The following is a 20,604-nucleotide window of genomic DNA, read 5'->3' as shown; positions in this document are numbered from 1 at the left end:
CCCTGCAAGGGGGTTGGCGAAGCGACACGAAGTGCGCGAAGACTGGGGGTGTGCATCATGTCTAGTCGAGGTTCTTGCCGATGATTCGGATGAGGAACACGGCCACGATGTTGGCCAGCACCACCGCGAACAGTGCGCCCGCGGAAGCCACGCCCACGTCGAAGTTCATGAGCGACTGCTTGAAGATCATGTAGGTCATGTTCGTGCTCTCGTTGCCCGGGCCACCATTGGTGGTGATGGCGATCTCGGCGAACACGCTGAGCAGAAAGATCATCTCGATCATGATCACCACCGCCATGGGACGCGCGAGGTGCGGAATGGTGAGATAGAAGAAGCGCTGGAACGAGCTCGCGCCGTCCATGCGCGCGGCTTCCATCTGCTCGCGGTCGAGCGACTGCAGCGATGTGATGAAGATCAGGCAGGCAAAGGGCAGCCACTGCCAGGCCACCATGATGATCACCGACAGCAGCGGCACGTCGGTGAGCCAGTCCACCGGCTGGGCGCCAAAGGCGCGCCACACGTCGGCCAGCACGCCGTAGATGGGGTTCATCATCATGTGCTTCCACAGCAGCGCGTTGACCGCGGGCATGACGAAGAAGGGCGAGATCAGCAGCACCCGCACGATGCCGCGCCCCGGGAAGGGCTCGTTCACCAGCAGCGCGAGCAGCACGCCGAACACCACCGTGATGACGATCACGCTGCCGATCAGCAGCAGCGTGTTCCACGTGGCCGGCCAGAAATCGGGGTCGGTGATGAAGTAGTGAAAGTTCTCGATGCCCGCGAAGGTGCGTTCACCGGGCTGCATGAGGTTGTAGTTGACGAACGAGAAGTACAACGTCATCGCGAGCGGCACGATCATCCAAAGGAAGAGCGTGAGCACCGCGGGCGCCATGAGGGCGCGGGGCAGGAGTCTTTTCATTGTGTGTTCCTCTCCGGGGCTGTTGCCCCCTCTCCCTCCCTTCACAAAGGGTCAGAAGAGGGTTGGGGTGAGGGCAAGCGGCGTCGGCGACGCACGCGCTGCTGCCCCCTCACCCTGGCCCTCTCCCCGAGGGGAGAGGGAAAAGAAGCGGGTTACTTGTAGTACCCGGCCTTCTTCATCTCACGCTCGGCCGCGATCTGCGAAGTCTTCAGCGCTTGGTCGACCGTGACCTTGCCCGCCAGCGCCGCGCTCATCTGCTGGCCCACCGCCACACCGATGGCCTGGAACTCCGGAATGGCCGCGTACTGCACGCCGACGTACGGCGACTTCGGCAAGGTGCTGTCGGTGAGGTTCGCGCTGTCGATCGCCTTCTTCTCTGCCGCGGCGAACTTGGCGACCTTCTGGAACTCGGGGTTCGCATAGGTCGACTTGCGCGTGCCGGTCGGCACCGAGGCCCAGCCGGTTTCCTTGGCCACGAGGTTGATGTATTCCTTGGAAGTGGCCCACTTGATGAACTTCTGCGCCGCGTCGTCCTTGGTCGAGCTGGCCGGAATGGCGAGGTTCCACGACCACAGCCAGTTGGCGCCCTTCGGCGTGCTGGCGGTCGGTGCCTGCGCGAAGGCCACCTTGTCGGCCACCTTCGATTGCTTCGGGTCGCTGATGAACGAGGCCGCGATGGTCGCGTCGACCCAGGCCGCGCACTTGCCTTCGTTGAAGAGCGCGAGGTTCTCGTTGAAGCTGTTGGCCGATGCGCCCGGAGGGCCGTCCTTCTTCATCATGTCGACGTAGAAGGTGATTGCGTCCTTCCAGGCCTTGGTGTCGATCTGCGGCTTCCATTGCATGTCGAACCACTGGCCGCCGTTGGTGTTGACCAGCGTGGTCAAGAAGGCCATGTTGTCGCCCCAGCCCGGCTTGCCGCGCAGGCACATGCCGTACACGCCCCCCTTCGGGTCGTTGGCCTTGTCGGCGAACTCCTTCACCTGCGCCCATGTCGGCTGGTCGGAAAACTTCACGCCCACCTTGTCGGCCAGGTCCTTGCGGTACATGAGCATCGAGCTCTCGCCGTAGAAGGGAGCGGCGTAGAGCTTGCCGTCGGTCGACAGGCCGTCGCGGATGGCGGGCAGCAGGTCGTCGATGTCATAGGCAGCGTCGGTGGCAATGGGCTTGAGCCAGCCCTTCTTCGACCAGATCGGGGTTTCGTACAGGCCGATGGTCATCACGTCGAACTGGCCGCCCTTGGTGGCGATGTCGGTGGTCACGCGCTGGCGCAGCGTGCCTTCTTCCAGCGTGACCCACTTGAGCTTGATGTCGGGGTAGGCTTTTTCGAAGAAGGGAGTGAGCTTCTGCATCTCGATCATGTGGCCGTTGTTCACGGTCGCGATCACGAGTTCAGTGGCGGCCTGGGACACGACGCCCGAGCCGATGAGTGCGAGGACGAGGCCCGCTTTCAGAAAACGCTTCATGTTGTCTCCTAGAGGTGAGCGACGCCCTCTTGTCGGGTCGCCGTGGCCGGATTCTGGAGAAACGCGCTTGCAGTTTTGGTACTTCGATAGCCACTACCGGTACTTTCATGCACCAGTTGGCTAGTGAATTCCCTAGTTGATGCAATACAGCATGGAAAACCGCATCCCAAAGGCCTCAGACGCCGCCCAGCAGCTGGCGCCGGAACTGCGCTGCCGCCGGCGACAGCGCCCGGTCTTCCCGCGTGATCAGGCAGATCGGCGGCACGCGCACCGGCAGCTCCACCGGCACGGTGCGCAGCACGCCCAGCCGGGCGTAGTGGTTGGCCTGCGAGGCGGGCATCACGGCCGCCATGTCGGAGTTCTCCAGCAAGGCGGTGATGGCGATGGGCGATGCCGTTTCGATGATGTCGAGCCGGGTCTGGATGCCGGCCTCGCGCATCGCCGCCTCGAAGCGCCCGCGTTGCGGCGAGCCCGGCGGCTGCAGCACCCACGACCAGTTCGCCATGCCGGCCAGCGTGACGGTGGCGCGCTCGAACACCGGGTGCGCGGTGCGCACCACGACCACCATCGACTCGCCTAGCAACGGCACGCTCGCGTACTTCGCCTCGTCGTGGCTCTCGGTGAGGCGGCCCAGCACAAGATCGACGTCGCCCTGCTCCAGCTGCGCCTGGATCACATCGCTGGTCTCGACCACCACCGACACGGCCACCTGCGGGTGGCGGCGGCGGTACTCCACCAGAGCCGGCGCCAGCAGCTCTGGCACCGCGCCCGGCACGCTGCCCACGCGCAGGGCGCCGCTCAGGCCCGACCGCAGGGCCAGCATCTCCTCGCGGGCGGTGCCGAAGTCGCTGAGCACGCGGCGCGCGTAGCGGATCAGGATGTCGCCATAGGGCGTGGGCTCCATGCCGCGCGCCAGGCGCTCGAAGAGCTTTTCGCCGAGTGAATCTTCCAGCTGCTGCAGCAGCTTGGTGGCGGCGGGCTGGCTGATGTTCATGGCCTCGGCCGCCCGGCCGAGGTGGCGATGGGCATCGAGCCGGGCCAGCAGCAGCAGCTGGCGCGGCCGGACATGGAGCATCAGCGAGGCATCGGTCAGTCCGGAAGTCATACGCAAAAGTATATGGATCTTCAGGCTTTTTCGATTGGATCGCGAGGGCGAAGCTCCGTACGCTCGGGCTCATTACAAGCAGGAGACATCCGATGAAATTTTCCTTTCTCGCCCGCGCGGCGGGGCTGGCTGCTGCCGCCTTGCTGGCCGTGTCAGCGGCCGGCGCGCAGTCGAGCTACCCCGACAAGCCGATGCGCATCATGGTCGGCGCCTCTCCCGGCGGCGGCACCGACATCCTGGCGCGCGTGCTGGCCGACAAGTTCTCGCCCGCGCTCAGGCAGCCCGTGGTGGTCGAGAACCGGCCCGGCGCCTCCAACACCATCGCCGGCGAACTCACGGCCCGCGCGCCGGCCGACGGCGCCACGCTGCTGCTGGCCACCAACACGGCGCAGGCGGTGGCGCCCCACATCCTCAAGCTCAAGTACGACCCGCTGAAAGACCTGCAGCCCGTGGGCCTGGTGGCCGTGATGCCCAACGTGCTGGTGGTGTCGGCCAGCTCGCCCTACAAGTCGGTGAAGGAGCTGGTGACGGCCATGGCGGCCAAGCCCGGCGGCTTCAAATACGCCTCGTCGGGCATCGGCAGCACGCAGCATGTGGGCGGCGAGGCCTTCAACCTGGCCACCGGCATGAAGTCGATCCACGTGCCCTACAAGGGCAGCTCGCAGGCGCACATCGACATCATCGCGGGCGAGGTCGACATGATGTTCGACAGCACCTCCTCGGCCATGGGCCAGATCAAGGCCGGCAAGTTCCGCGCGCTGGCCGTGAGCGCACCGCAGCGCTCACCCGAGCTGCCCGACGTGCCCACGCTGGCCGAGCAGGGCATCAAGGGCGCCGACGTGTCCACCTGGTACGGCCTCTACGTCACGGCCGGCACGCCGCGTCCCGCGGTCGAGCGGCTGAGCGCCGAGCTCACGCGCACGCTGAAGCTGGCCGACGTGCAGGCGCGCATCAAGGCGCTGGGCGGCGAGCCCGGCGCCCTCACCGGCGAGCCCTTCGCGGCGATGAACAAGCAGGAGTTCGACCATTACGGCCAGCTCGTGCGCGACGCCAACATCAAGGCCGAATGAGCCGGCCCCCTCCCTTTTCATTCAACTTGCATCCGAGCCACACCATGTCCACCACTACCAAGACCTCGAGCGTGATCTCCGCCAAACCCCGCATCGTCGTGCTGCTGGGCGACCCCAGCGGCGTCGGCCCCGAAATGGCCGTGAAGCTGCTGGCGCGCCAGCGCAACCTGGACGCCGCGCGCGTGCTGCTGATTGCCGACCCGATCGTGCTGGCCGCCGGCGAGCGCGCGGCGGGCGTGAAGCTGGACCCGCTGCAAGTCGAGAACCTCGACACCCTGCGCTTCGAAGACGGCCGCCCCAGCCTGCTCACACGCGACTGGATGGAAGGCCAGGAGCCGGTGCTGGGCGAGTCGAATGAACAGTCTGGCCGGGCCTCGTTCGAGGCGCTGGAGCTGGCCACGCTGGCGGTGCGGCGCGGGCAGACCGAAGGCATTCTCTTTGCGCCGCTCAACAAGCATTCGCTGCGCCTGGGCGGCCTCGTGCATGAAGACGAGCTGCGCTACATGCAGGAGCGCTTCGCAGTGACGGGCTTCGTCTGCGAGTTCAACCTCACCGGTTCGCTATGGACCTCGCGCGTGACCTCCCACATTCCGCTGAAGGACGTGGCGAGCCACATCACCGTGCAAGGCGTGAGCGACGCCGTGAAGATCATCGCGTCGGCGCTGCGCCGCGCGGGCGTGGCGCATCCGCGCATCGCGGTGACGGGGCTCAACCCGCACGCGGGCGACGGGGGCTCCATCGGCATGGAAGAAATCGAGATCATCGCGCCCGCCGTCGAACAGCTGCGCGCCGAGGGCTTCGATGCGCGCGGCCCGTTCTCGCCCGACACGGTGTTCATCGGCGCGCGGCGCGGCGATGTCGATGCGGTGGTGTCGATGTACCACGACCAGGGCCAGATCGCGATGAAGCTCATGGGCTTCGAACAGGGCGTGACGCTGCACGGCGGCCTGCCGGTGCCGGTGGCCACGTCGGCCAGTGGCAGTGCCTTCGACATCGCGGGCCAGGGCATTGCGAAGATCGAAGGGCTGCAGCAGGCCTTCGACCTGTGCGTGCGCATGGCGAGCGGCGCGCCGGCGCGCACGCCCGCTCAGGCAGTAGCTGCGTGAGTCTCTCGGCAGGACCAAACAAAAAGGGCCGCTTACGCAGCCCTTTTTAAAAACTCAGGCGGTCGGTGGTTCGCCGTAGCTGTTGGACTCGGGCTGCGTCGGCTGCACGTAGAAATAGATCAGCACGAGGTTCACGAGCGGGATGAGCGCCAGCAGCAGGAACCAGCCACTCTTGCCGATGTCGTGCAGGCGGCGCGCTCCCACGGCCAGCGCGGGCAGCAACAGGGCCAGGGCCGCGATGCCGTACACGAAGCGATGAATCAGGCTTGCCACGATGAGAACGACCAGCTGCGCAAGCACGAACCACCAGAACTCCGAGCGCGATGCGCGCCCGGTGAAGTCCACGTACTTGTTAAGACAGGTCTTGACCGCTGTTTGAATATCCATTGATCGACTCCTCTTGATTGGTCCCAGGGAAATTTCCCCGGGCCATCATATAGATGCGTCTTTCAACGGCAAACTCGGCTAGAAGCGATAGCCGGCCTGCAAACAAACGGGTTATGAATTGGCTTCTGAAGGCCCTGGTTCAGCTGCCCAGCCGCTTCAGCAGGCCCGCGGTCGATGCATCGAGCCCCATGACATCGCCCGATGCGAGGCGCGGCTCGATGTCTTTTGCAAGCACCTTGCCGAGTTCCACGCCCCACTGGTCGAAGCTGTTGATGCCCCACAGCGCTCCGCTGGTGAACACGCGGTGTTCGTACATCGCGAGGAAGGCACCCAGCGATTCGGGCGTGAGCTTCTCGAACACGAAGAAGGTGCTCGGCCGGTTGCCCGGAAAGTTCTTGTGGCCGCCCTCGTCGAGCTTGCCCACCATCAGCGCCTGCGCCTGTGCGAGTGCATTGGCCAACAGCTTGGGGTGGTGGCCTTCGAGGTCGTGCGAGGCATCGCGCACCGCCACGAACTCGAGCGGGATCACGTCGGTGCCCTGGTGCAGCATCTGGAAGTAGGCGTGCTGGCCGTTGGTGCCGGGCTCGCCCCAGAGCACGGGCGAGGTACCGAAGGCCACCGGCTTGCCGCTGGCATCGACCTGCTTGCCGTTGCTTTCCATCTCGAGCTGCTGCAGGTAGGCCGGCACGCGCTTGAGCGCGCTGTGATACGGCGCGATGCTGCGGCTCGTGAACTTGTGGAAGTTGCGATACCAGACGTCGAGCAGGCCCAGCCGCACCGGCAGGTTCTGCGCGAGCGGCGCGGTGCGGAAGTGCTCGTCCATTGCATGTGCGCCCGCCAGCAGCCGTCGGAAACCGTCGGCGCCGATGGCCAACGCAATCGGCAGGCCGATGGCCGACCACAGCGAATAGCGGCCGCCCACCCAGTCCCAGAAGCCGAAGGTGGTGTCGATGCCAAATTTTTTCGCCGCTTCCACGTTGGTGGTGAGCGCCGCGAAGTGGCCCGCGATGTCGGTGCCGCCCGATTGCTCGTACCAGCGCTTGGCAGAAAGCGCGTTGGTCATCGTCTCGGCCGTGGTGAAGGTCTTCGAGGCAATGAGGAACAGCGTGTGCTCGGGCGCGAGGCCCTGCAGCACGCCGGCCAGCTCATGGCCATCGACGTTCGAGACGAAGTGAAAGCGCTTGCCCGGCGCGGCGAACTCGGCCAGCGCCAGCACCGCCATCTGCGGGCCGAGGTCGGAGCCGCCGATGCCGATGTTGACCACGTCGGTGATCGTGTGGTCGGCGCGCACCTTCTCGGCATAGGCCAGCATCGCGTCGAGCGTGGTGTGCACTTCGCGCAGCTCGTGCGCGGTCTTCGGACCGGTCGGCGCATCGGCCGGCGCGCGCAGCAGCGTGTGCAGCACGGCGCGGTCTTCGGTGTTGTTGATGTGCTCGCCGGCGAACATGGCGTCGCGGTGCGCCTCGAGGCCGCATTCGCGGGCCAGATCGAGCAGCAGCTCTTCGGTGCGCGCGTCGATCAGGTTCTTCGACAGGTCGGCGAAGACATACGGCGCCTCCTGGCTGAAGCGCGCGAAGCGGCCCGCGTCGTCGACAAAGGCATGGCGCACGTCGAACTGGCGGCCTGCGATTTCGAAGCTGGACTGCAGTTGCGCCCAGGCCGGCGCGCGATCGCAGCGAAGGGTCATGGCCATGTTTACTTGCCGCTTTCCTGCATGAGCTTTTCGAGCTTCACGGCGTCGGCCGCGAAGGCGCGGATGCCTTCGGCGAGCTTCTCGGTGGCCATGGCGTCTTCGTTCAGGGCAAAGCGGAAGCTCGCCTCGTCGTAGCTGACCTTGGCGACGTCGCCGCCGGCTGCGGCCTTGGCGTCGAGCGCGTGTTGCAGCGGCTCGTTGCTGGCGGCCAGCTCGGCCAGCAGCTCGGGGCTGATGGTCAGCAGGTCGCAGCCGGCCAGCGCCTGGATCTGTCCCACATTGCGGAAGCTTGCGCCCATGACTTCGGTCTTGATGCCGTGCTGCTTGTAGTAGTTGAAGATTTCGCGCACCGACTTCACGCCGGGGTCGTTCGCGCCGGCGCTTGCGGCCTCGTCCCACTTGGCGCCGGCCGACTTCTTGTACCAGTCGTAGATGCGGCCCACGAAGGGAGAGATCAGCTGCACGCCGGCTGCGCCGCAGGCCACGGCCTGCGCGAACGAGAACAGCAGCGTGAGGTTGGTGCGAATGCCCTTCTGCTCCAGGGCACGCGCCGCCTCGATGCCTTCCCAGGTGGAGGCCACCTTGATGAGCAGGCGCTTTTCGGTGTCGATGCCTTCGGCCTTGTAGAGCGCCACGATGCGCTCGCCGCGCGCAATGGTTGCGGCGGTGTCGAAGGACAGGCGGGCGTCGACTTCGGTGGACACGCGGCCCGGGATGATCGAGAGGATTTCGGTGCCGAAGCGCACCAGCAGGCGGTCGATGACCTCGTCGAGCGGCTTGCCCGCGTGCTTCTTCACGGTCTCGTCGAGCAGCGGCCGGTATTCGGGCTTCTGCACGGCCTTGAGGATCAGCGACGGATTGGTGGTCGCGTCCTGCGGCTTGGAAACGCTGAGCTGCTTGAAGTCACCGGTATCGGCGACGACGGTGGTCCATTGGCGGAGGGCATCGAGTTGGTTCATGAAATCATTATCCAGTGCGGGTTGTGACAAGTCCTGCACGCAGTTGCGCGTCGGTCGATGTTTTCATGCGCACCGTAGCACGGGTTTTCACGCGGCTCCATCGGCCTGATGCCCGTGTGGTTGTCTGCCCGCTGCCCGCTGGTATCCGCCCACTTTCCGGCCTCCCCCCGGCCTCCCCGCCCTACACCGCCTGTGGTCCGTGGCTGACGGCCGCCTGCCCTGCCCCCGGGCTAGCCTGAGTGTTACGCCGAATGTCTTCATCCCTCAGGAGTGCCTCATGACCCCTCGCACGCGTGCCGACGCCACCGCCGTCCGGCCTTTCGACGACCGCCGCACCAGCAATGCGATCGGCGCAATGGCCACGGCCTTCGTCGTGGGCGGCGTGGCCACCTGGTTCGCCATGGACGCAGCGCGCACCGCACGCGCCCGGCCAGCCGGCCCGGCCGACGGCGCACCGCTGATGCGCGCGCCGCTGCAGGTGGTGGCGCCGGTCGACCTGCAGCGCTATGCAGGCATCTGGCACGAGCAGGCCCGCCTGCCGAACCGCTTCCAGAAACAATGCGCCGGCCCGGTGATCGCCGAGTACACACCGCAGCCCGAGGGCACCGTGCAGGTGCTCAATCGCTGCGTGCGGGAAGACGGCAACTTCGACGAGGCCGTCGGAGCGGCCCGCGTGGTACCGGTGGCGGGCCAGCCTGGCGCGGGCCGCCTCCAGGTGCGCTTTGCGCCGGCGTGGCTCGGCTGGCTGCCAATGGTCTGGGGCGACTACTGGATCCTGAAGCTCGACCGCGACTACCAGGTGTCGCTGGTCGGCACGCCCGACCGCCAATACCTGTGGGTGCTGTCGCGCGCGCCGCGCCTCGACGAGGCCGTGCTGCGCGCGGAGCTGGACTACGCCCGCAGCCTGGGGTTCGACACCGACAAGGTGGTGCTCACCGGCAGGTAGCGCTGCAGCTGCGACGGCAGCATGGCCGGCGCGGTGCAATGAATGGCTTGCCAGCCGAAGGCGCGCGCCGCCTCCACGTTGGCGGCCGAATCGTCGATGAACACGGTCTGCGCTGGATCGAGGCCGTGGCGCATCGCCAGCACTTCGTAGATTTCGCGCTCGGGCTTGAGGAATTTCACGTCCCCCGAGAACACACCACCGTCGAAGCGCTGCATGAACGCGTGCCGGCGCTCGAGGGCACGGGCGTACGGCGCGGGCATGTTCGACAGGTAGTACAGGCGCAGCGGTTGGCCGGCTTCCCGGTGGGCGATCAGCTGTTCGAGCATGTCGACCGTGACACCGATGGGCTCCAGCCGCTCGCCCAGCCCTTCGAGCATGGCGTGCAGCGGCTCGGCCGGCAGCGACAGCCGCGCCGTCATGCGGGCGATGGCGTCGTCCAGCGTACGGGTGCCGCAGTCGAAACCCGTCCAGTCGTCGTGATGGAAAAGCGCCCTGCCCAGGGCCGCCGCGGCGGCTTCAGTGGGTGCGTGTTGGGAGAGATGGGCCTGTACCAGCCGTGTGGGCTCCCATGCGAACAGCACGGCGCCCAAGTCGAAAACCACGTTCATGGCCGTCATTGTTTCACGCGCCGAGTTCCACGCCCGCGCCATGGGCTCCTAGTGCGGCAACGAACCGACGTCTTTCTCCCAGCGCGCGATCAGGCGGCGGCGCTCGGCACTGGCGCCGTACCTGGCGTAGTCGTAGTTGATGAACCTGATCTTCCTGAAATCGGGAACGCGCGGGTCGAGCCTGGTGTTCACGTTGCTCGGCAGCTGGAACTGCCTGCTGGCGGCGCCCAGCTCCTGCGCGTCGGGCGTCAGCGCCCATTCGTAGAACTTCCTGGCGGCATCGAGGTTGCGCGCGCCCTTGACGATGCTCATGGAGCCGATCTCCGCGCCGGTGCCTTCGCCCGGCGTGATGGTCTCGAGCGGGAAGCCCTGCATCTTCTCGCCCGGGCCGTCGTGCACGAAGCTGATCGACACGGCCGCCTCGCCGCGCGCCACCGCCTTGATCGGGGCCGTGCCGGAGCGGGTGTACTGGCTCACGTTCCTGTGCAGCGCCTTCAGGTAATCGAAAGCCTTGTCTTCGCCCATCAGCTGCACCAGCGTGGCGATCATGGTGTAGGCCGTGCCGCTGGAGGCTGGGTTGGCCACCTGGATCTCGCCCTTGTACTCGGGCTTGAGCAGGTCGCCCCAGGTCTTGGGCACCGGCAGCTTCTTCCGCGCCAGCAGCTCGGGGTTGTAGGCGAAGCCCAGCGGGCCCGAATAGATGCCGACCGCCCTGTAGCGCGACTGCTTCGCCTGCTGCTGCGCCCAGGGATGCAGCCGCGGCAGCGTGGGCGACTTGTATTCGAGCGTGAGCCCCTGCTCGGCCGCCTGCAGGTGCGGGTCGCCGGTGCCGCCGAACCAGATGTCCGTCTTTGGGTTGTCCTTTTCGGCGTTCAGCTGGGCCAGCGCTTCGCCCGAGTTCTTGAGCGCCATGTTGACGCGCACGCCGGTGGTGCGGGCATAGACGGTGGAAATCGCGCTGCACCACTCGGCCTGCACCGAGCAGATCACGTTGACGGTCTGGGCCGACGCGGCGGCCGGCAGGCCGAGCAGCGCGGCTGCGGCAAGAATGCTGTTCTTCATTGGTCCTCCCTCCCTCTCGAAAATCTCTCGGATATGAAAAATGGCCTTGCGGCCATGGGGCAGCGTAGTTTTAGTACAGGCCACTACTAATCGGTACAAGTACCATCGCGACTGGCGCATGTCGCATCAGCGACGCATGCAGCCTGCCTCGGCACTCAGACAAAGGAAAGTTTTCTCATGAGCTTCGATCTCGTTCTGTTCGGCGGTACTGGCGATCTCGCGTGGCGCAAGCTGATGCCCGCGCTGTTCCAGGCATTCCGGCACGGCAGTCTGCCACCTGACGGCCGCATCGTCGGCGTGGCGCGGGACGACCTGTCGGACGACCAGTACCGGGAGCTGATCCAGTCGCGCTTCAGCGCTGTCGAAGGCGCCAAGCGGCCCTCGCCCGAGGAGTTCGAGAAGTTCGCCTCCATGCTGCATTACCTGCGCATGGACCTGTCCAAGCCCGACGACTATGCCCGCCTGGCGAGCCTGCTCAACCAGCGCGACGCCAAGACGGTGGTGATGTACGTGGCCACGGCGCCCGCGCTCTTCACCCAGGTGATCGAGCAGATCGCGGCGGCCGGGCTCAACGGCCCCAGGACCCGCATCGTGCTGGAGAAGCCGCTGGGCCACGACCTGGCATCGAATCGCGCCATCAACTCCGCCGTGGGCAAGGTGCTCGAGGAAAAGCAGGTCTTTCGCATCGACCACTACCTCGGCAAGCCCTCGGTGCAGAACCTGTTCGCCATGCGCTTCGGCAATGCACTGTTCGAGCCCATCTGGCGACGCGAGCACATCGCCAACATCCAGATCACCATCGCCGAAGACCTGGGCGTGGAAAAGCGCGGCGCCTTCTACGACCAGACCGGCGCGCTGCGCGACATGGTGCAGAACCACGCGCTGCAACTGCTGTGCGCAGTGGCCATGGAGCCGCCGATCAATGCGCATGCCGACGCCATCCGCGACGAAAAGCTCAAGGTGCTGCGCGCCCTGAAGCCCTGGACGCCGGAGAGCCTGGGCCTGCACACGGTGCGCGGCCAGTACACGGCCGGCACGGCCTACGGCGAGCGGGTGCAGGGCTACCGCGACGAGCCGGGCGTGAACCCCGACAGCCGCACCGAGACCTTCGTGGCGCTGCGCACCGAAATCGCCAACTGGCGCTGGGCCGGCGTGCCCTTCTACATCCGCACCGGCAAGCGGCTGGCCTCGCGCGACGCGCGCATCGAGGTCAACTTCCGGCCCACGCCGCATGCGATTTATCGTGCGCCGGCCGGCAACGTCAACAAGCTGGTGATCAACCTGCAGCCCAAGGACGGGCTGGAGCTGCACATGCTCGCGCAGGCCCAGGACAACCGCCAGCGCACCAACGGCAACCAGAGCGCGGCCGCGCAACTCGCGCCGGTGCAACTCGACCTCGACTTCGACAAGCGCTTCGGCTCCGAGCGCGTGGGCGCCTATGAGCGCCTGCTGCTCGACGTGATCGACGGCCGCCTCAACCTGTTCGTGCGCAGCGACGAGCAGGAAGAAGCATGGCGCTGGGTCGAGCCGCTGATCGACAGCTGGGATTCGGACGGCGGCCCGCGCCCCTATGCGGCCGGCACCTGGGGCCCGAGCGCGTCGAGCGCGATGATTGCGCGCGACGGCTTCGCCTGGGGCGAAGAGCAGTAACGCCCGGCCCGGCCTCGCTCAGCCGAACTGCAGGCAACGCATGCTGAGCGTGCCCGACTGGAAGCCCTCGTAGACCGTCTTCGCACGCTCGCCGCTCCCGGCGGCGCCGAGGGCGTAGAGAAACGGGTAGTAGTGATCGGGCATCGCCACGGCGGTCGATGCGCCTTCCAGCTTCGCGTAGTCGACCAATGCGCGGTCATCGCGGCCCGCCAGCGCGGACTTCACCGCATCGTCGAATGACTGCGCCCATGGCCGGCTTGCGCTGGGCCCGTCGGGCGTTCCGCGGTCGGTGGCGCGCAGGTTGTGCACCACGTTGCCGCTGCCCATCACCAGCACGCCCTTGTCGCGCAGCGCAGCGAGGTCACGGCCCACCGCGTAGTGGAAGGCAGCCGGCTTGTCGTAGTCGATGCTGAGCTGAAACACGGGAATGTCAGCCTTGGGGTACAGGTGCTTGAGCACAGACCACGTGCCGTGGTCGAGGCCCCATTGCTCGGTAGCGATCACCGGCGTCTGCTTCACCACGCCGACGGTCTCCTGGGCAAGTGCGGGATGACCCGGCGCGGGGTATTCGATGTCGAACAGCGCCTGCGGAAAGCCGCCGAAGTCGTGGATCGTCTTGGGCCTCGTCTGCATGCCGACACCGGTGGCGCCGCGGCTGAGCCAGTGCGCCGACACGCTGAGGATGGCCGAGGGCCGGGGCAGCTCGCGGCCCCATGCCGACAGCCGGCGCGTGAAGGCGTTGTCGCTGATGGCGTTCATCGGCGAGCCATGGCCGATGAAGATGACCGGCATGCGGCGCGCCGGAGCATCGGCGGCTTGCACGCTGCAGGCCAGGGAGGCCAGCACCGCGGTCGCGCCAATGGCGGTGCCCATCAGGAAGCCGCGGCGGCCCAGTTCGGAGGTTGCAAGCGTTGTCGTCATTGGCATGGCGGCACTCTGCAACAGTTTCCGGCGCAAGGCGGTGCCTTTGCGCACACTTTTTCGAAAGAAAGGCGGCCTACTTCCTGGCGAGCACTGGCGCCTCGCGCAGCGGCGCTCCCTTGACCACGAGTTGCACCACCACCGCGACCACGATGTTCAGCACCAGCGCCGCCAGCCCGGTGTAGAGCGTGTAGCTGCCATCGCCGATCACGAAGGTGTGGACCGGCTTGATGCCGTCCGAGAACGCCAGCCAGCTGCCACCGAGCAGCCCCACGGCCCAGCCCGCCAGCAGCGCCGGTGCACGGAACCAGCCGAAGAACAGGCCGAACACCACCGCCGGGAAGGTCTGCAGGATCCACAGGCCGCCCAACAGTTGCAGGTCGAGCGCGAACTGGGTCGGCAGGAACAGGATGAACACCAGCGCCCCCAGCTTGACCACCAGCGACACGATCTTCGCGACCTTGGCCTCGCCTGCTGGCGTGACGTCGGGCCGCACGTAGGCCTTCCAGAAATTGCGCGTGAACAGGTTGGCCGCGCCGATCGACATCACCGCCGCCGGCACCAGCGCGCCGATGGCGATGGCCGCGAACGCAAAGCCCGCGAACCACGACGGAAACAGCGCATTGAAGAGCGCCGGCACCACGTCGTTGTTGCTCTTCACCGTGAGATGGGCCGCATAGGCCATGTAGCCCAGCAACGCGATGAGCCCCAGCAGCACCGTGTACGCCGGCAGGAAGACGGCGTTCTTGCGGATGGTGTTGGCACTTTTCGCCGCGAAGATGCCGGTGAGCGTGTGCGGATACATGAAGGCCGCCAGCGCCGAGCCCAGTGCCAGGCTCGCGTACGGCAGGTACTGCGCCGGCTTGAGCGTGAGCCCAGTCGCGCCGCCCTTGGCCGCGAAGGCATCGCCGGCCGCGTGGAACACACTGCTGTAGCCGCCAAGCTTCATAGGCACCAGCACCACCGCCACCAGCACCACGATGTAGATCATCAGGTCCTTCACGAAGGCAATGAGCGCCGGCGCGCGCAGCCCCGCCGAGTAGGTGTAGAGCGCCAGGATCACGAAGGCCGCAGCCAGCGGCAGCTCGCCCGTGAGGCCCAGCGCCTTGATGACGACCTCCATGCCGACCAGTTGCAGCGCGATGTAGGGCATGGTCGCGACCACGCCGGTCACGGCAATGGCCAGCTCCAGCGCGCGCGAGCCGTAGCGCCCGTACACCACGTCGGCGGCAGTCACGTGCCCGGCCTTGTGCGCGGCATGCCAGAGCTTGGGCATGATGATGAAGACGATCGGGTACACGAGGATGGTGTACGGCAGCGCGAAGAAGCCATAGGCGCCCACGGCGTACACCAGCGCAGGCACGGCAATCACCGTGTAGGCGGTGTAGAAGTCGCCGCCCACCAGGAACCAGGTGATCCAGGTGCCGAAGTTGCGACCGCCCAGGCCCCACTCGTCGAGGTGCGCGCCCTTGCCCTTGGCGCCGCCGCTCTGCCAGCGCGAGGCCCAGAAGCCCATCACGGTGACCAGGAGGAAGAAGAAAACGAAGACCGACAGCGCGGTCCAGTTGATCTGGCCGTCCATCATTCGTCTCCCTCTTCATACCCGCTGCGGTAGACGATCCAGATCAGCAGCGCGGTGACAGGCACCCACAGCAGCTGGTACCAGTAGAAGAAGGGAAAGCCGAACAGCTCCGGCAAGGGGCTGTTGTAGAACGGCAGCCACAGAAGCCCGATGAAGGGCAACAAGAGCAAGGCCCACATGTGCTGTTCTCCTTGGTGTGATTTTTACGAAAGCACCAAGGGGTTATAGACCTGAAGCCGAACACGCGGCGCCGACCCGGATTAAGCGGCCGTGCTAGGGCCTGTCAACGCTATTTCCGGGGTCGCGAAGGCATGCCAGGGTGGGCCAATCAAGGCGCGCGACGCCGCGCGTGCATGCGCACACGCAAGGAGCGCAACGCGGAGTGGCCCGCCCTGGCAGGCCTTCCCGAAGGGTTGGCTGTCCAGCCAACGCGACCCCGGAAATAGCGTTGACAGGCCCTAGATGCGCCCCTCTTCTGCCGCGTGGCAAGCCACCTGCACGCCCTTGATGCTCAGCAGCTTCGGCCGCTCCGCCGAGCAGCGCGCATTGGCATGCGGGCAGCGCGGATGAAAGGCGCAGCCCGTGGGCGGGTTCAGCGGGTTCGGCACCTCGCCCTGCACCGGCGTGCGCTGGCGGCCCGTGTGCTTCATCTGCGGAATGGCGTCGAGCAGCATGCGGGTGTATGGATGCTGCGGCGCCGCGAACAGCTTCTGCTTGTCGGCCACCTCGACCAGCCGGCCCAGGTACATCACGCCGACCTGGTCGGCCACGTGGCGCACCACGGCGAGGTTGTGCGAGATGAAGAGATAGGTCAGGCCCTGCTCGCGCTGCAGGTCCTTCATGATGTTGAGCACCTGCGCCTGCACGCTCACGTCGAGCGCCGAGGTTGGCTCGTCGCACACCAGGAACTCGGGCTGCGTGGCGAGTGCGCGCGCAATCGAGATGCGCTGGCGCTGGCCGCCCGAGAACTGGTGCGGGTACTTGCTCATGTCCAGCGGCGAGAGGCCGACCGACTTGAGCAACTCGCCCACGCGCTCGCGCAGCGCGGCCTTGTCGCTCAGGATGTCGTGCTCGCGCAGCGGCTCGCCGATGATGTCCTCGACGATCCAGCGCGGGTTGAGGCTCGCGTAGGGGTCCTGGAAGATCATCTGGATGCGGCGGCGCAGCTTGCGGCCTTCGGGGGTCTTGAAGGCGGCATGCGCGTCCTGCCCGTCGAACTGCAGGCCGCCGCGCGTCGGCGCATACAGGCCCACCAGCAGACGCGCCACGGTGCTCTTGCCACAGCCCGATTCGCCCACCAGCGCCAGCGTCTTGCCACGCTCGATGGAAAAGCTCACGCCATCGACCGCGTGCAGCAGCACGCGCGGCTTGCGTTCGAGCACGCGGTTGAGCCAGGGCGGCGAGACGTCGAAGGTGCGCGCGAGGTCGTGCGCGACCACGAGGGGTTCGCTCGTTGTGGCACTCATCGCGTCACCTCCACGATGGGTTCGGCCGCTTCGGGCGTGGCGCGTTCGCCGGCCGCCAATGCGTCGTGGTGCCTTGCCGCGATCTCGGCCTGGCCGGCATGCGGATCGGCGGCATCGTGCAGCCAGCAGGCAGCGCGCGTGGCGCCGGCGTGCATGAGCTCAGGCCGATCGGTGAGGCAGCGCGCAAAGGTGCGCGGGCAGCGCGGGTTATAGGCACAGCCCGTGGGAATGGCGTTGAGCCGCGGCATCGCGCCGTCGATCTGGTTGAGCCGCTCGCGGTCGCTCGTCATGTCGGGAATCGATGCCATCAGGCCCGAGGTGTAGGGGTGCGCGGGCTGATGGATCACTTCATGCACCGGGCCGATCTCGGCGATGCGGCCGGCATACATCACGGCCACGCGGTCGCAGGTTTCGGCGATCACGCCCATGTCGTGCGTGATCAGCATCACAGCAGCGCCGCGGTCCTTGCAGACCTGCTTGAGCAGCTGAATGATCTGCGCCTGAATCGACACGTCGAGCGCGGTGGTCGGCTCGTCGGCCACGATGAGCTTGGGCTCGGCCGCCAGTGCCAGCGCAATCACCACGCGCTGCCGCATACCGCCGGAGAACTGATGCGGGAAGTGATCGATGCGCTGCTCGGCGGCGGGAATGCCGGTGTCCTGCAGCAGGCCGATGGCGCGCTTGCGTGCTTCGCTCTCGGTCACGGGCAGATGCGCGCGGATGGTTTCGACCAGTTGCCGGCCCACGGTGTAGAGCGGGTTCAGCGAGGTCAGCGGGTCTTGAAAAATCGCGCCGATCTTGCGGCCACGAATGGGCCGCATCGCATCGAAGCCGAGGTTGTCGATGCGCTGGCCCTCCAGCAGGATCTCGCCGCCGGCCACGCGGCCTGGCGGTTCGAGCAGGCCGATGATGGCCGCGCCCGTGAGCGACTTGCCGGCGCCCGATTCGCCCACCACGCCGAGGATTTCGCCGGGCGCGATGTCGAATGAAATGCGGTCGAGCGCACGCAGCGTGCCGCGGCGATGCGGAAATTCGACGACGAGGTCTTTGACCTGGAGCAGCGTCATGGTGGCGTTCTCCTTCTCTTTTCTCTTCAGCGCAGACGCGGGTTGAGCGCGTCGCGCAGCCAGTCGCCGAGCAGGTTCACGCTGAGCGCGATCAGCACCAACATCAGGCCCGGAAACACCGTGATCCACCATTCGCCCGAAAACAGGTACTGGTTGCCGATGCTGATGAGCGTGCCCAGCGAAGGCGAAGTCGGCGGCACGCCCACGCCGAGGAATGACAGCGTGGCCTCGGTGATGATCGCGGTCGCCACCTGAATGGTGGCCAGCACCATCACCGGCCCCATCACGTTGGGCAGCACGTGGCGCAGCATGATGCGCATCGGCGCCACGCCGGTGACGCGCGCTGCCTGCACGTATTCCTTGTTGCGCTCCACCAGCGTGGAGCCGCGCACCGTGCGCGCGTACTGCACCCAGCCGGTCAGCGAAATGGAAATGATCAGCACGCCGAAGGCCAGCGACTCGTGCGCGCCGGGAAAGAGCGCGCGGCCGACGCCGGCGATGAGCAGCGCCACCAGGATGGGCGGAAACGACAGCATCACGTCGCACACGCGCATGAGGAAGGAATCAAGCCAGCCACCGAGAAAGCCGGCCAGCAGGCCAAATACGACGCCGACGACGACCGACAGCACCACCGACACCAGGCCGACGATCAGCGAGATGCGCGCGCCATAGATGACGGCCGAGAGAATGTCGCGGCCCTGGTCATCGGTGCCGAGCAGGTACTTGGACGAACCATCGGCGCTCCATGCGGGCGGCAGGCGCGCGTCGCTCAGTTCGAGGGTGGCGAGGTCGAAGGGGTTGTGCGGCGACACCCATCCGGCGAACACCGCGCAGACCACGCAGACCAGCGCGATCAGCGCCGCGCCAATGGCCACGGGCGATGTGCGAAAGCTGTAGCCGACATCGCTGTCGAGCCAACGGGCGAGTGTTTTTTTCATCGTGAGGCAAAAGGAATGGGCCCGCAAGAAGCGGGCCCATGGTCAGGCCGCCTTGCGGGCGGCCAGCGGGATCACGGCTTGATGCTCATCCACTTGAAGTACATGAAGTTGTCGGCCAGCTGCACCAGCTCGACCTTCTTGCTCACGCCCCAGGCCAGCGACTGCTGATGCAACGGCAGATGGCCGATGTCGTCGGCGTGCATCTTGAACGCTTCCTTGATCAGCTCGTTGCGCTTGGCCTTGTCGCTCTCGGACTGGATCTTCTTGGTCAGCTCGTCCAGCTTGGGGTTGCAGTACGCGCCCAGGTTGAACTGGCCGGTGCCCTTGTCGTCGGGGCAGGCCGTGAGCGAGCTCAGCGCGTTGTGCGAGTCGTAGGTGGTCGGGGTCCAGCCCAGCATGTAGAAGCTGGTGTCGCGGCGCAGGATCTTCGGGAAGTAGGTGCCCTTGGTCTCGGCCACGAGGTTGATCTTCACGCCGATCTTCGCGAGGTTGGAGGCCACGCTCTGGCAGATCTGTCCGTCGTTCACGTAGCGGTCGTTCGGGCAGTTCAGCGACACCTCGAAGCCGTTCGGGTAGCCGGCTTCGGTCAGCAGCTTCTTGGCGGCCTCGACGTCGTAGGGCAAGCGCTTGTCCTGGTCGGCACTCCAGCCGTTGATGCCGGGGCCGACCAGCAGGCCGGTGGGCTTGGAAGCGCCGCGCATCACGGTCTTCTGGATGCCGACGATGTCGATGGCCTGGTAGAAGGCCTGGCGAACGCGCTTGTCCTTGAACGGGTTCTTGCCCTTGATGTTCGAGTACTGCAGCTCGTCGCGCTTCTGGTCCATGCCCAGGAAGATGGTGCGCATCTCGGGGCCGGTGATGACGCGGGCGTTGGGCGCGGCGTTGATGCGGGCGATGTCCTGCACCGGCACGGGTTCCATCACGTCGACTTCGCCAGAGACCAATGCGGCCACGCGGGTGGCGGGGTTGGCGATGGGCGTGAAGATGATTTCCTGCGCGTTGCCGTCGATCTTGCCCCAGTAGGTGCCGTTGCGCGTGAACACGGTGCGCACGTTGGGCTGGCGCTCGCGCACACGGAACGGGCCGGTGCCGTTGGCCTTGAACGAGGCGGTGTTCTCGATGCCCTTGCGGCGGTCCACCGGTTTGGTGGCCTGGTTTTCCTCGCACCACTTCTTGCTCATGATCATGGTGAGCGAGATCACGTCGGGCAGGATCGGGAAGGGGCCGTTGGTCTCGATCTCGACGGCGAGGTCGCCGACCTTGCGCACGGCCTTGATGTCGCTCAGCGTGGCGCGCATGTCGGAGCCGTCGCCCTGGGCGCGCGCAAAGCTGAACACCACGTCGTCGGCGGAGAACGGGGTGCCATCGTGGAAGGTCACGCCCTTGCGCAGTTCGAAGCGCCAGACGTTCGGCGAGGTCTGCTTCCAGCTGGTGGCCAGCAGCGGCGCAAGGCTCAGGTCCTTGTTGCGACCCACGAGGGTTTCATAGACGTTGGCGGTCACGCTCAACTGCAGCGACTCGTTGAGCGAGTGCGGGTCCAGCGATAGCGCGTCCCCCTGGTTCGCGATGCGGATGGTCTGCGCGCCGGCGACCATGCTGACGGCGCTCAGGGCGCACAAAACGGCGGCCGCGGCCACACTTTTCTTGAAACTCATGGGAACA

19 protein-coding genes are annotated in these 20,604 nt (G+C 66.5%); 4 read left to right on the top strand and 15 right to left on the bottom strand.

What is annotated here, in order from left to right; translation table 11 throughout:
* Window positions 1–61 precede the first annotated feature (61 nt).
* The 3 genes from ACSFBF_RS25820 to ACSFBF_RS25810 form a co-directional block, all read right to left on the bottom strand.
* Complete coding sequence (locus tag ACSFBF_RS25820) at window positions 62–919, bottom strand: carbohydrate ABC transporter permease (protein ID WP_435472020.1); 858 nt, start codon at window positions 917–919, stop codon at window positions 62–64.
* Between the two features lie 152 nt (window positions 920–1,071).
* Window positions 1,072–2,382, bottom strand: coding sequence for an ABC transporter substrate-binding protein (locus tag ACSFBF_RS25815; protein ID WP_435472018.1), 1,311 nt, complete (start codon window positions 2,380–2,382; stop codon window positions 1,072–1,074).
* 175 nt (window positions 2,383–2,557) lie between these two features.
* Complete coding sequence (locus ACSFBF_RS25810) at window positions 2,558–3,487, bottom strand: LysR family transcriptional regulator (RefSeq protein WP_435472016.1); 930 nt, start codon at window positions 3,485–3,487, stop codon at window positions 2,558–2,560.
* Between the two features lie 92 nt (window positions 3,488–3,579).
* Here ACSFBF_RS25810 and ACSFBF_RS25805 point away from each other — a divergent pair, with 92 nt between their 5' ends.
* Together ACSFBF_RS25805 and ACSFBF_RS25800 are read left to right on the top strand one after the other, a co-directional pair.
* Window positions 3,580–4,557, top strand: a complete 978-nt coding sequence (locus ACSFBF_RS25805; RefSeq protein WP_435472014.1) for a Bug family tripartite tricarboxylate transporter substrate binding protein — start codon at window positions 3,580–3,582, stop codon at window positions 4,555–4,557.
* Window positions 4,558–4,601: 44 nt separating this feature from the next.
* Entirely contained in the window at window positions 4,602–5,663 is a 1,062-nt protein-coding gene (locus ACSFBF_RS25800; RefSeq protein ID WP_435472012.1) for a 4-hydroxythreonine-4-phosphate dehydrogenase PdxA, read from the top strand.
* Window positions 5,664–5,717: 54 nt separating this feature from the next.
* Here ACSFBF_RS25800 and ACSFBF_RS25795 read toward each other — a convergent pair whose 3' ends face one another.
* The 3 genes from ACSFBF_RS25795 to tal form a co-directional block, all read right to left on the bottom strand.
* Entirely contained in the window at window positions 5,718–6,050 is a 333-nt protein-coding gene (locus tag ACSFBF_RS25795) for a DUF805 domain-containing protein (protein WP_435472010.1), read from the bottom strand.
* Window positions 6,051–6,189: 139 nt separating this feature from the next.
* The gene (gene pgi / locus ACSFBF_RS25790; RefSeq protein ID WP_435472008.1) at window positions 6,190–7,743 is read right to left on the bottom strand and encodes a glucose-6-phosphate isomerase; all 1,554 of its coding nucleotides are present in this window, start codon (window positions 7,741–7,743) and stop codon (window positions 6,190–6,192) included.
* A 2-nt stretch (window positions 7,744–7,745) separates the two neighbouring features.
* Window positions 7,746–8,702, bottom strand: coding sequence for a transaldolase (gene tal / locus ACSFBF_RS25785; protein ID WP_435472006.1), 957 nt, complete (start codon window positions 8,700–8,702; stop codon window positions 7,746–7,748).
* Between the two features lie 277 nt (window positions 8,703–8,979).
* Here tal and ACSFBF_RS25780 point away from each other — a divergent pair, with 277 nt between their 5' ends.
* Window positions 8,980–9,648, top strand: a complete 669-nt coding sequence (locus ACSFBF_RS25780) for a lipocalin family protein (RefSeq protein ID WP_435472004.1) — start codon at window positions 8,980–8,982, stop codon at window positions 9,646–9,648.
* Here ACSFBF_RS25780 and ACSFBF_RS25775 read toward each other — a convergent pair.
* Both ACSFBF_RS25775 and ACSFBF_RS25770 read right to left on the bottom strand, forming a co-directional pair.
* Window positions 9,594–10,256, bottom strand: a complete 663-nt coding sequence (locus ACSFBF_RS25775) for an HAD family hydrolase (RefSeq protein ID WP_435472002.1) — start codon at window positions 10,254–10,256, stop codon at window positions 9,594–9,596. The genes ACSFBF_RS25780 and ACSFBF_RS25775 overlap by 55 nt on opposite strands.
* Window positions 10,257–10,304: 48 nt before the next feature.
* Window positions 10,305–11,318 carry an ABC transporter substrate-binding protein gene (locus ACSFBF_RS25770; protein ID WP_435472000.1) on the bottom strand — a complete coding sequence of 338 codons (1,014 nt, stop codon included), beginning with the start codon at window positions 11,316–11,318 and terminating at the stop codon, window positions 10,305–10,307.
* A gap of 177 nt (window positions 11,319–11,495) precedes the next feature.
* Between ACSFBF_RS25770 and zwf the strand changes: the two genes are divergently transcribed.
* Complete coding sequence (gene zwf, locus ACSFBF_RS25765; RefSeq protein WP_435471998.1) at window positions 11,496–12,968, top strand: glucose-6-phosphate dehydrogenase; 1,473 nt, start codon at window positions 11,496–11,498, stop codon at window positions 12,966–12,968.
* A gap of 18 nt (window positions 12,969–12,986) precedes the next feature.
* On the opposite strand, the gene ygiD is transcribed toward zwf, so the two are convergent.
* The 7 genes from ygiD to ACSFBF_RS25730 form a co-directional block, all read right to left on the bottom strand.
* On the bottom strand, window positions 12,987–13,895 hold the full coding sequence (gene ygiD, locus ACSFBF_RS25760; RefSeq protein WP_435471996.1) for a 4,5-DOPA-extradiol-dioxygenase: 909 nt from the start codon (window positions 13,893–13,895) through the stop codon (window positions 12,987–12,989).
* A gap of 70 nt (window positions 13,896–13,965) precedes the next feature.
* Complete coding sequence (gene mctP, locus ACSFBF_RS25755; protein ID WP_435471994.1) at window positions 13,966–15,471, bottom strand: monocarboxylate uptake permease MctP; 1,506 nt, start codon at window positions 15,469–15,471, stop codon at window positions 13,966–13,968.
* Complete coding sequence (locus ACSFBF_RS25750; protein ID WP_435471992.1) at window positions 15,471–15,650, bottom strand: DUF3311 domain-containing protein; 180 nt, start codon at window positions 15,648–15,650, stop codon at window positions 15,471–15,473. Before ACSFBF_RS25750 ends, mctP begins: the two co-directional genes overlap by 1 nt.
* Before the next feature lie 279 nt (window positions 15,651–15,929).
* A complete protein-coding gene (locus tag ACSFBF_RS25745; RefSeq protein WP_435471990.1) occupies window positions 15,930–16,937 on the bottom strand; it encodes an ABC transporter ATP-binding protein in 1,008 nt (335 codons plus the stop codon).
* Window positions 16,934–18,004: an ABC transporter ATP-binding protein gene (locus tag ACSFBF_RS25740; RefSeq protein WP_435471988.1), complete on the bottom strand. Its 1,071-nt coding sequence runs from the start codon at window positions 18,002–18,004 to the stop codon at window positions 16,934–16,936. The genes ACSFBF_RS25745 and ACSFBF_RS25740 overlap by 4 nt, the downstream gene beginning before the upstream one ends.
* 26 nt (window positions 18,005–18,030) lie before the next feature.
* The gene (locus ACSFBF_RS25735; protein WP_435471986.1) at window positions 18,031–18,942 is read right to left on the bottom strand and encodes an ABC transporter permease; all 912 of its coding nucleotides are present in this window, start codon (window positions 18,940–18,942) and stop codon (window positions 18,031–18,033) included.
* 71 nt (window positions 18,943–19,013) lie between these two features.
* A complete protein-coding gene (locus ACSFBF_RS25730; RefSeq protein ID WP_435471984.1) occupies window positions 19,014–20,597 on the bottom strand; it encodes an ABC transporter substrate-binding protein in 1,584 nt (527 codons plus the stop codon).
* Window positions 20,598–20,604 lie beyond the last annotated feature (7 nt).

Source organism: Variovorax nivicola (genome assembly GCF_051216475.1).
GTDB lineage: Bacteria > Pseudomonadota > Gammaproteobacteria > Burkholderiales > Burkholderiaceae_C > Variovorax.
This window is presented reverse-complemented; position numbering and strand designations above follow the sequence as displayed.